Genomic DNA, 10830 nt, shown 5'->3' with positions numbered 1-10830 from the left:
CAGGCCTGGCAGGTATACTCTGCCCTGACTTGGGGCTGTAGCTCAGTTGGGAGAGCGCATCAATCGCACTGATGAGGTCAGGGGTTCGAATCCCCTTAGCTCCACTGTTCGGAATCATCGGTTTTGTAAGTTTCGGGGCTGTAGCTCAGTTGGGAGAGCACTACGCTGGCAGTGTAGGTGTCAGGGGTTCGAGTCCCCTCAGCTCCACCTCATGACCTCTCGCTGTTGCGGGGGGTCTTTTTTTGGGTGCAATCGGGGGCGCCGGAGGCAATCGGGGCTGATTTTGGGGTTTCTCTACCGATGGTTATAATGCAGGCGTTGTGATTGCCGCCCGCCTGTCCCCATTCCTTGTGGAGGTACTGCCATGCTTGCCCATGATGCGCACGTCTCCTGGCGCCGGTTTGGCCCCCAGTTAGGCGCCAGCCTGCTGCTGGCGTTGGGCCTTCTGCTGGGATGGGGGGCGTTGGCCGCAGCCAGCAGTTCACAACCGATTCTGCTATTCAGCCTGCACGTGGAGGCGGGTCAGTTCAGACTGACGGCCATCGAGGGCCGCACCGGTTTCATGCCAGACAATGGCAGCCCGGTGGACACGAATGACCTCTACACGCTGCTTTTGCTTGACGCCAGGGGAAACGCGTTGGCGACGCAGCAGTTTGCCCTGGGCCGGACCGTCTGGGGTGCGCCCTGGGCAGATGAGCCGGAAGCTCCACATCCGGTGGTGATGCCAGCCGTCCTGGAAACAGTTGTGACGGCGCCCGATCTACCCGGCGCCGATGGCATCGAAATCTACGATCTGAACGGCACGTTGTTGCTGCGCGAGACAGGGCTGCATGACCGGGTGCAACGCGCAGGCGAATCCCCTACGACGATCTGGGAAGACATTTCGACCCCTTGCTGTGGCGACAACTGCCTGGACCTGCTCTTCCTGGGCGATGATTACACGACGACCGCCAGCCTGGACATGTTTCGCTCCGATGTGTCCTATATGGCAAACTACTTCCGCCAGGTGGAACCGTACAGCGCGCGCCCGAATGTGATCAACGTGCGCGCGATTGCGAGCACGACCGATCTGGAGTGCAACTACAACTGTTTTGGCACCCCGCGCCTGATCTGCTGTAACGGTAACATCATCTTGCCCCTCGCCAGCCAGGCCCCCTCATGATAAAATTATCGTGTTGGTCAACAATAACGAGTACGGCGGTTCGGGCAGCGTGAACTTTGCCGTCGCCTACCATCGCTTCCCGCAGTACGGACCGCAAGTCGCCATTCATGAGTTCAGCCACAGTTTCGCCCTGCTCGGCGATGAGTACAGTTTTGGCCCCAACAATGGAGGCAATCCCCTGCGTGCAAATTGTGACGACAATGCCAGTTGCCCCCGTTGGAATGGGATGCCCGGCACCAGTTGTATTCCTGGCTGCACCTACAACGAGTGGTACCGGGCGACCAACGACTGTCTGATGCTGCGCATCCGCAGCGAGCCGGCCAGCGGCGTCTTCTGCCCGGTCTGCCGCGCCATTATCGGCGGCTACCTGGCGCCCTTCAGCGACGCCTGGTCGGACACCGACTGCGATGGGGCAACCGATGTGTTGGATATCACCCGCGTGGCTCGCGCCTGGAACGATTTTGTGCAGAATGGCAGCTATGACCCCAACTTCGACGTAGACAACGGCGGCACGGGCGATGGCGACATTGATATCGTTGACGTGTCGCTGGTGTCCGGACATCTGACCCTGTAAAGCTTCATCGTTTAACTCCCGCTGCTTGACTCCCGCTGCTTAGTTCAATCTTGCCAAAGAAAGGAAAAATTTATGGTCTCTTCTTTTACCCGCCGGGCCACCCTGGCCTGGCGCCTGACGCGCGTCGATGAGTTTCTTGCCTTCGTTCTGGTGACGACTTTTTTTGGATTCAATGTCGCCGGCGCTTTTCAGTTCTCGATTCCTCTTGTAGCCACGCTGCTGGGTAACCTGTTGGCTGTGGCGTTTGCCTTCATGATCAACGATGTCGAAGATGCGGATGATGACGCACGCGACGCCAAGAAAGTACATCGTAACCCCATCTCGGCCGGTCATGTGGCGCCGCGGACCGCCTATATTGCCTGTTTTCTGGTGGCTATGGGGTCGGCGGCATTCTATGCCGTGGCCGGCTGGCGTCCTTTCGTGCTGGGCGTTCTGTGTCTCTTGCTCGGCCTGTTGTATTCCTGGCGCGCGGTGCGCCTGAAGGCCATTCCGGGCGCGGACCTGGCTTCGCACGTGCTTCTCCTGGCCGCGCTGCAATTCCTGTGCGCTTATTTCACCTTCGATGTGAGCGGCTGGCGCTGGCTGCTGCCGTGTGGGTTTGTCGTCGCCGTCTCGTTGTACGGCCAGCTTTTCAACCAACTGCGCGATCTCGAATGTGATCGCCAGGCGGGCTTTGTCAACACCGTGGGGCTGGCCGGCGAACGATTTGCCCATATTTTGGTCTACGGCATGATTGTGCTGGCCCTGGCCCTGCTGGTGGCCTGTGTGGCGTTGGGCATCGTGCCGGTGCGGGTGATGGTCGTGGCTTTTGTGCTGGCGCCCTTTGTCCTGATCCGCCAATTGCGCCAATCCGACTCGCGCCGATTTCAGGGCGATACCACCGGGCCTTTCCAGGAACCGGCCCTGATCATCGGTGTGGTCACGCTGCTGGCCTGGTGGTTCGGCGGCATGGTGGGCGCCCCTTTAATGTAGAACCAGCCCGCGGCCCGTAGGTCACGTCTCCGGCGTGACGGCGCTGCCCTGGCTGGTCAACCTCTCGCACCGGTTCGGGATTCCCGGCGCAGCGACCATGCCCCGGCCAGCAGCACGGCGAGCAGCGCTATCCCAACCAATGCAAACTTGACGCTGGCGAACACGCCGGCCAGGAGAGACAGCGGGCCAGCCGATGGCATGGTCGCCACTACGGCGAGCAGGCAGATGTTTTCGAGGATATCGAGCGCGCCGGCGATCAGCGGCAGCGGCGTCAGGCGGCGCAGGGCGGGCGCCCACGAGGTCAAGCGCGGGCTGGCCGCCAACTGCACGAGCAGCGCGGTCAGGCCGCCGGCATAGCCCACGATGAAGAGGAAATCGAGCCACAGCGCCCGGCGAGCCAGGTCACTGCCGCCGGCCGGCCAGGCCTGAATGAGGGTCGCGGCGCGCTCCGCTGAAAAAGCCAGTTCCAGCTCGATGACGCCGCCGGCAGCCCCGGCGGCTTTCAATTGGGTCTCGATTCCCTGGAAGATGATGAAGAGGATCAGGACGATCAACAGAGCCAGGAGCGTGAACGCACGCAGCCAGCGGCGGTTGGTCATGGCGCCCCTAACTCCTGGGGCTGATTCACCGGGCTGGACTCCGCCGGCACATCGTCGCGTGTCAGCCAGGTGTCGAGCAGCAGCAGTCCAACTCCCACGACCACCAGGCTGTCGGCCACATTGAAGACCGGCCAGTCGAACGTGTCGCCAATGTGCCAGTGAATGAAATCTACCACGAAGCCGTACATGAGCCGATCCAGCAGGTTGTTACCCACGGCGCCGGTGGCAATGGCGGTGAACGCGGCCAGCATCAGCGGTCGCCGTGGCGCAGCCAGGACATACCAGGCGATGACGGCCAGCGTCGTCAGGCTGACAGCCACGATGAGCGGCGTGCGAATCGTTTCCGGAATCCAGCCGGTCAGATTGAAGGCCGATTCCCGGTTTTCGACGTACTGAAAATCCCAATAGCCCGGAATGAAGGCCACGCCGGGCGTTCCCTTTAGTTGGGTGATCGCCAGGCGTTTGCTGAACTGATCGAGGGCCAGCAGCGGCAATACGCCGAGAATAATCATGACTAACTGACGCACATTTGGTTTCGACACAATCACCTTCCTGGAGCCTGACCCCCCCCCCCCCGCCCCCCCCCCCCCCCCCCCCCCCCCCCCCCCGCCCCCCCGCGGGCCCGCACCTGCATCCCTGCATCCCTGCATCCCCTGCATCCCTTGCGGACAGGCCCGCGGCTTTTCTTGAGCGCGTTCCCCGCTCCGCGGCTATTGTACCACAACCTGCCGTTTGGACTGAACCGCGACCGGCGCATAGCACACTTTTTTGCTCTCGCCCGCTCTCGCCTATAATGTCTGCCGCAAGACGTTTTATCATCCTTGACTCAGGAGTCTCATCATGCGTTCACTGAACGGCAAGACGGTTCTCATCACCGGCGCCAGCAGCGGCATTGGCGCGGCGTGCGCGCACGCGTTCGCCGGCCTTGAGGCGCGGCTGCTGCTGGCTGCGCGGCGGCTCGACCGGCTGCAGAAGTTGGCCGCGGCCATCTACGCCCAGGATGGGGTCGAAGTGCATACGATCCAACTGGATGTGCGCGACCAGCCGGCTGTCGAGGCCGCCATCGGCGGTTTGCCCGCGGCCTGGGCTGTCGTAGACATCCTCGTCAACAACGCGGGCCTCAGCCGCGGGCTGGATAAGCTGCACGAGGGCAAACTGGCCGATTGGGAAGAGATGATTGACACCAACATCAAGGGCCTGCTCTACGTCAGCCGGGCCGTCATTCCGGGCATGGTGGCGCGCCGCTCTGGACATGTCATCAACATCGGTTCCATCGCCGGGCACCAGGTTTATCCGAGCGGGAATGTCTACAGTGCGACCAAACACGCGGTGAACGCGCTGACGCAGGGCATGCGCATAGACCTGCTGGGCACGGGTGTGCAGGTAAGTACGGTGGACCCCGGCATGGTGGAGACAGAATTCAGCCAGGTGCGCTTCCACGGCGACGAGACTCGTGCGGCCAAAGTCTACCAGGGGCTGACCCCCTTGACCCCGGACGATGTGGCGGACGCCGTCGTCTACTGCGCCACCCGCCCCGCGCACGTCAACATCAACGAGATCATCATCATGCCGACGGCGCAGGCTACGGTAACGATGGCGGTGCGCGTACCGTGATGATTGGGTTTGCCAGCCGCCGGCTGCTGCACGCCCAAATTGAGCAAACGACCGTTACGTCGAACAGCCCGTAACGGGTGTCTGAGCCTCACGATTAGCTGAAATTGAGCTTCAAGCGATCGTGCAATCGGACATTCAGGCTGTTGACGAAGGTCTGTTTGTCAGGCAAGCCAGGATTATGGCGCATCGCATGGAACAATTCGTCCACCGTAGTCGAGACGAAACGGGTGGATTTCAGCGTGAGGCGGCCTTCATGGGGAACCAAGCCATACAGCGCAAACCGTGAGGCGTGAGTGGATACATAACCGTCGGCTCGCAACCCATACCGATGCACCAAGTCGGCGTAGATGTACTCTTGAATCACCCAATAGCAGGTGACACCCCAAGCCTCGTACACGATGCCTTTGTTCAGAAGTTGAGTGACTGCGCGTTTGATTGTGTCGTAAGTGTTCATCCCGAAGGCGTACGATCGGTCAGTGATATCTTGTCCCGTCATGAAATCTCGAATCGCTTGCACAATGGCGCCGGTGCTCGTTGTGGAGTCTGTCTGAAATTCGACAAGGACGAAATCGTCCACTTCGGCTTTCATCGGCTTGTGACGAACAAGCACATAATCAATCACACCGATGTTTGGCAGTCCAACTTCGGTAAACGAAATCACGTTGTTGAGATCTCCAAAGTAGTGACGTGCGATGTCCTCGATAACTCGCGGTGCTCCGCCTGAAACACCGGGTTCCTCGAATCGGTGTGGACACGTCGTCCGAATACCGTTATGACGCTGCACCGAACAGACCCCAAATGGGAAATCGAGCAGGCGGCTTGTCTTGCTGCAAACCCGGCTCATGAACGGGCACCAATAACGCTGCCGGTCTTGCTGCGCCTCATGCGAGACATTGTCAATCGGATATCCGAATATCTCGGCTGGATGATTGTTGCTTGGCATCTATTTCCTCTTTGGAATGAGCTGTCTCCACGTTGCCCGAATCTGTTCGGGTGACCAGTCCTGCTCCAGCAGCCAACCGATGGCCGCGCTGCAGCCGCGACAGAACGTCTCGCTGTCGAGGGTATCTATCTGAGTCAGGGGGGGCCAGTGTGCCGGTGTGGAATCGGTGCGCAGCGTAAAGGTGAGAATGGTATCGTGTTTGAGCGCGTTGAGATTGGCGATGTGTGCGGAGATAGGATTTTCGGAAAACACCACGTGTGCGTTGACGAGGCAAAATCCAGCCTGACGTAGAGCCAGGGTCAGCTCCGCCCAGGCGTTGGGGTCCCAGTGATGAAACGTGAAGACCAGCCGACCGGTCCCTGGTTTGAGGACGCGAGCGCATTCACGCAGAATGCCGCCCAGAATTGCCATGAAACTGGTGTCCCCATTGGCTGCCGTTGATGCCACTGCGCTGTGGGCTGTGTCGTAAGTCCAATTGGCTTCGGTTGGCAGCAGCCGCGCCAGCCAGACGCGAAAAAAGGCCGCCAGGTCGCTGTACTGAACACTGTCGTAATAGGGAGGGTCGGTGACAATCAGGTCCACCCCGTGATCTTTTAGGGGCAGGCGGCGTGAGTCGCCGTGGATCAGCCAGAATGCTTGCTCGCTGTTCTGCAGGGATGACTCGTCTGTTACTTCGATGCCGCCATCTACTTCGCCCACGATTTTGACCTGCTGCCATTGACGATTGGCGTCCCATTTGCGTTCGACAGGCGCCAGCGCCCATTGTCGCCCGCGCTCGATGCGGTCACGAAAGAGGGCCTGCAGATTTCCCGATGCTCGCCGTCCATTGACCGGATTGTTCTCGGCCGCCGTGTATTGAAACACATAGGCATGCAGACCAAACACATGGCGAATTGCGCCCGGCCGGTTCTTGAACCAACCTTTGTAACCGCACAGCATGGCGTTGAACTCAAGCGAGGTCGAGATCAACAGGGCCAGATTGAGTCTGACGACATCTCGATAGCCCTGCACCAGTCGGACGGCATGATACAGGTAGAGGAGTTGGCGCGACGAGAAGAGGTCGAGGTAGGAACGCACCTGGCGTGTCAACAAATCACTAGATTTTGGACCAGGAGCAATGTCGAAAGCGCACAACGGGCTGAAATCGAGCTGGCAGCGTAACGCGTCTGCCGACCGCAGCCTGGTCAAATCGGCTTCAGCGGGCGACCGAAAGAAGAATCCGTGCTCAGGGCATTGGCCGGCAATGGCGATAGGCGCGTAACGTGCGTAGAAGGGCAGATCGAACCGTTCGGCGTATTTCTGGCCGCAGGTGGTGCAAGCAGCATCGTCCTTGGTGACGAGGCGCACCGGGCTGGCTGCGCCGGCCGGCGATGCAGTGTCGTCACTAACAGCCCATGTTTCGGGCCAGATGCGAATCACGCGCCCAGCCTCATGGCGCAGGTCGAATTGATCAACCTGAACCACGTCACCACAAGCACATTGCTTGCGTAGACCGTACAGGGTAAACTGCGAATCCACCGTCTGTGCGCACTCTGGACATTCGGTTTGATAATAGGAGCCGGTCAACCGGTGTAGATCGTGAAAGAAAGCATGGAAGGCCGCGCGTAGTTCGTTGAGCGGCGCCTGCGTCAACGACGCGCGCGCCTGGACAATGGGAATGGGATCAACATCGGCGCCGATCACACTGGCGCCCAATCGCAGCGCCTCATGCAGCGTGGTTCCCCCGCCCATCATGGGGTCGAGCACGATCTTGCCTGCCAGACCGCCTGGCGCATAGTAGTCTCGGCGTTGAGGGTCGCTGACGAACTGCTTGAGGATGGTGCGAAAGGTGGAGCCGCAGCGCCGCGCCCACCATTTGTGCAAATAGGTGTTGGGGCGAAAGAGGTGCTTGTGGAACGCCTCGACTTCGGCCAGCGCGTTGGCGAACTCCGCAGGAAATGGGGCATTCACCATGAGACCCTGATCGGGCGCATGGACCAGTTCATCGAAAGTCAGTTGGCGCGTGAATGGCGTGGTCATGGCCCCAATTGTAGCACATGACCGGCGGGTGAGGCGAAATCGGGGCCTGCCATGCCTGTTTCCTTGTCTGTGTTCTTCTGTCATTGTTCCTGTGTCAGTTCCCGATCTCGATGATGTGAGGGCGTTGGCTGGCAGCTTCATCACGGCGGCAAATCGTATCAGGGCCGCATGTGGGGATGGGAAGTTACCTATGAGCCAGAATTCGATGAGCCGCGTGCCGAAGTTGAAGTCCCTGATGGCCGAGGTGGATTCATCACGCAAATGATGCGAGTGTGGGCGCCGGCAAGTTTCACGATTGGTGAGTTCTGGTTTTTTCGCCCTGGGAAAATGGCGCCGACGGAGAGCCTGTCGAATTTCTTGACGACCGCAATATCCTGGAAGAAGCCTGAACCGATGGATTGTCGCGTGGGTTGCGGGGCCTGTTGCATCGCCCTTTCGATTTCATCCCCGATTCCTGGTATGCCCAGCGGCAAGCCGGCCGGGGTGCGCTGCGTGCAGTTGACGGCCGATAACCGCTGCCTGTTGTTTGGCCTGCCCACGCGGCCATTGGTCTGCACACGGCTGCGTCCCATGCCAGAGATGTGCCGCGACTCTGCCGACGAGGCCCTGACCTGGTTGACCTGGCTGGAGCAGGTGACAGCACCGACCGACGCCCTGACCCTTTTCAGGCTTGACGGCGATCCGGCCTGAATTGGCCTGGGCGACGCCTCGCGCTTTGTCAACGCCTCTAACACTTTCCTAACACTGCGCTAGCGCAAATCTAACACAAGACGACTAGAATAGAGCACGTAGTCTGGACACGCCCCCGGACAACGTGCCCTTTTTGTCATGCAAGCACGGAAATCAGGTGCAGGCAAAGGCTGGTTGCTGAGTTCACATAGACATGGTATCAATGGAGGGAAGCGATGGGAAAAATTGTAGGCATTGACCTGGGAACGACGAATTCTTGTATTGCCGTGGTAGAAGGCGGCGATGTGACGGTGATCCCGAACGCGGAGGGCGGCCGCACCACTCCGTCGGTGGTGGCGTTCACTAAGACCGGGGAGCGCCTGGTTGGGCAGACGGCCAAACGCCAGGCGGTGGTGAATCCGGAAAACACTATTTTCTCGATCAAACGTTTTATGGGGCGCCGCGTGGCGGAGACGCAGAGCGAGCAGAAAATGGCGCCCTATCCTGTCATCGAAGGCCCGGCCGGCGATGCGCGGGTGCGTCTGCCCATCAACGGCAAGACGCATACGCCGCAGGAAATCTCGGCCATGATTCTGCAGAAGCTCAAGACAGACGCGGAGGCCTACCTGGGCGAGCCGGTGACCGAGGCGGTGATTACGGTGCCGGCCTATTTCAACGACGCACAGCGCCAGGCCACGAAGGACGCCGGCAAGATTGCCGGTCTCGATGTCAAGCGCATCATCAATGAACCGACGGCCGCGGCGCTGGCCTATGGCCTGGACAAGAAGACCAATGAGACGATCCTGGTCTTCGACCTGGGCGGCGGCACCTTCGATGTGTCGGTGCTGGAAGTGGGCGAAGGCGTGATCGAGGTCAAGTCCACCAATGGGGACACCCACTTGGGCGGCGATGATTGGGATCAGCGCATCATCGCTCATGTGGCCGATGAGTTTCGCAAGGAGAATGGGATTGACCTGCGCCAGGACCGCCAGGCGCTGCAACGTCTCAAGGAAGCGAGCGAGAAGGCCAAGATCGAACTGTCGAGCGTGATGGAGACAGACATCAATCTGCCGTTCATCACCGCAGACTCGGCCGGGCCAAAGCATCTGCAGGTTCGCCTGACGCGCGCCCGCTTCGAACAGTTGACGGCCGACCTGGTGGAGCGCTGCGTCAAGCCGTTCAAGCAGGCGCTGGAGGATGCACGCCTGCAAGCTGAGGGCTTGAAGGAAGTGGTGTTGGTGGGCGGCGCGACGCGTATGCCGATGATCCAGGATCTGGTGCGCAGGTTGACGAATGGCAAGGAGCCGCACAAGGGGGTCAACCCGGACGAGGTGGTTGCCATCGGCGCGGCGTTGCAGGGCGGCGTGCTGGGCGGCGAAGTGAAGGATGTGCTGCTGCTCGACGTGACGCCGCTGAGCCTGGGCGTCGAGACACTGGGCAGCGTCATGACGCCGGTCATCGAGCGCAACACGACGATTCCGGTCAAGAAGAGTCAGGTCTTCAGCACCGCGGAGGATGGGCAAACGGCCGTGACGATTCACGTGCTGCAGGGCGAACGCCCCCTGGCAAGCGACAATATCAGCCTGGGGATGTTCAACCTGGAAGGGCTGCCGCCTGCGCCGCGTGGTCTGCCGCAGGTGGAGGTGACCTTCGACATTGATGCGAACGGCATCCTGCATGTGGCGGCTAAGGACAAAGCTACGGGCAGCGAGCAATCCATCCGCATCACGGCCTCTACAAATCTGAAGAAGGATGATGTGGAGCGCATGGTGCGTGAGGCGGAACGCAATGCAACCACCGACAAGCGACGCAAGGAACTGATCGAGGCGCGCAACAATGCCGATGCCCTGATCTACACGGTGGAAAAGGCGCTGCGCGATCTGGGCGACAAGGTGCCTTCTGCCGATCGGAGGCGCATCGAGGAGCAAGTGACCGCGCTGCGTAAGCTGAAGGAGGGCGAGGATACGGCCGCCATTCGCCAGGCCAGCGAGCAGCTACAGCAGGCCAGCTATGCGCTTTCACAGCAGATGTACAGCCAGGCTGGCGGCGGTCCCACGAACGGTCACGGCCCAACCGGCGCCGACGGCTATGACCAGGGCGACCGGCGCAGCGACGAAGATGTAGTCGAAGGCGAGTTCAGGCCGGTCTAACCTTCTGAGAATTCGGAGGTCTGCTTTGCAGGCTTCCGAATTCTTTTCCGACTTCCGAAACCGGCAAGTCTGTGATATAATACGCGCGCTTGTTGACCCATGTTTTGCAGCACAGAGGGGCTTGAAGG

At 60.3% G+C, this 10830-nt stretch carries 10 protein-coding genes and 2 tRNA genes; 8 read left to right on the top strand and 4 right to left on the bottom strand.

Translation table 11 applies throughout. From position 1 onward, the window contains the following. Positions 1-31 precede the first annotated feature (31 nt). From IPF85_RS17365 to IPF85_RS17345, 5 genes are all read left to right on the top strand, one after another. Positions 32-104, top strand: a tRNA-Ala gene (locus IPF85_RS17365). Between the two features lie 30 nt (positions 105-134). Then, a tRNA-Ala gene (locus IPF85_RS17360) sits at positions 135-207 on the top strand. A 157-nt stretch (positions 208-364) separates the two neighbouring features. Continuing rightward, complete coding sequence (locus tag IPF85_RS17355; RefSeq protein WP_343409322.1) at positions 365-1162, top strand: hypothetical protein; 798 nt, start codon at positions 365-367, stop codon at positions 1160-1162. A gap of 10 nt (positions 1163-1172) precedes the next feature. Beyond that, positions 1173-1736, top strand: a complete 564-nt coding sequence (locus tag IPF85_RS17350) for a M64 family metallopeptidase (protein ID WP_343409321.1) — start codon at positions 1173-1175, stop codon at positions 1734-1736. Positions 1737-1808: 72 nt separating this feature from the next. Next, complete coding sequence (locus tag IPF85_RS17345) at positions 1809-2708, top strand: UbiA family prenyltransferase (RefSeq protein WP_343409320.1); 900 nt, start codon at positions 1809-1811, stop codon at positions 2706-2708. A 56-nt stretch (positions 2709-2764) separates the two neighbouring features. Here the strand turns inward: IPF85_RS17345 and IPF85_RS17340 are convergent, their stop codons facing one another. Continuing rightward, positions 2765-3307 carry a hypothetical protein gene (locus IPF85_RS17340; protein WP_343409319.1) on the bottom strand — a complete coding sequence of 181 codons (543 nt, stop codon included), beginning with the start codon at positions 3305-3307 and terminating at the stop codon, positions 2765-2767. Further along, positions 3304-3849 (bottom strand): signal peptidase II, encoded by a 546-nt coding sequence (gene lspA, locus IPF85_RS17335; RefSeq protein WP_343409318.1) that lies wholly within the window; start codon positions 3847-3849, stop codon positions 3304-3306. Before lspA ends, IPF85_RS17340 begins: the two co-directional genes overlap by 4 nt. Before the next feature lie 298 nt (positions 3850-4147). On the opposite strand from lspA, the gene IPF85_RS17330 reads away from it, so the two are divergent. Then, a complete protein-coding gene (locus tag IPF85_RS17330) occupies positions 4148-4921 on the top strand; it encodes an SDR family NAD(P)-dependent oxidoreductase (protein WP_343409317.1) in 774 nt (257 codons plus the stop codon). A gap of 94 nt (positions 4922-5015) precedes the next feature. On the opposite strand, the gene IPF85_RS17325 is transcribed toward IPF85_RS17330, so the two are convergent. Then, the gene (locus IPF85_RS17325) at positions 5016-5864 is read right to left on the bottom strand and encodes a NotI family restriction endonuclease (protein WP_343409316.1); all 849 of its coding nucleotides are present in this window, start codon (positions 5862-5864) and stop codon (positions 5016-5018) included. Beyond that, positions 5865-7883 (bottom strand): hypothetical protein, encoded by a 2019-nt coding sequence (locus tag IPF85_RS17320; RefSeq protein ID WP_343409315.1) that lies wholly within the window; start codon positions 7881-7883, stop codon positions 5865-5867. Between the two features lie 393 nt (positions 7884-8276). Here IPF85_RS17320 and IPF85_RS17315 point away from each other — a divergent pair, with 393 nt between their 5' ends. Both IPF85_RS17315 and dnaK read left to right on the top strand, forming a co-directional pair. Continuing rightward, positions 8277-8573, top strand: coding sequence for a YkgJ family cysteine cluster protein (locus IPF85_RS17315; protein WP_343409337.1), 297 nt, complete (start codon positions 8277-8279; stop codon positions 8571-8573). 215 nt (positions 8574-8788) lie between these two features. Continuing rightward, positions 8789-10702 carry a molecular chaperone DnaK gene (dnaK, locus tag IPF85_RS17310; protein WP_343409314.1) on the top strand — a complete coding sequence of 638 codons (1914 nt, stop codon included), beginning with the start codon at positions 8789-8791 and terminating at the stop codon, positions 10700-10702. Positions 10703-10830 lie beyond the last annotated feature (128 nt).

The organism is Candidatus Amarolinea dominans (assembly GCF_016704685.1).
In the GTDB taxonomy this organism is placed as follows: Bacteria; Chloroflexota; Anaerolineae; order SSC4; family Amarolineaceae; genus Amarolinea; species Amarolinea dominans.
The sequence above is the reverse complement of the archived record's forward strand: the minus strand, read 5'-3'. Positions and strand labels throughout refer to the sequence as shown.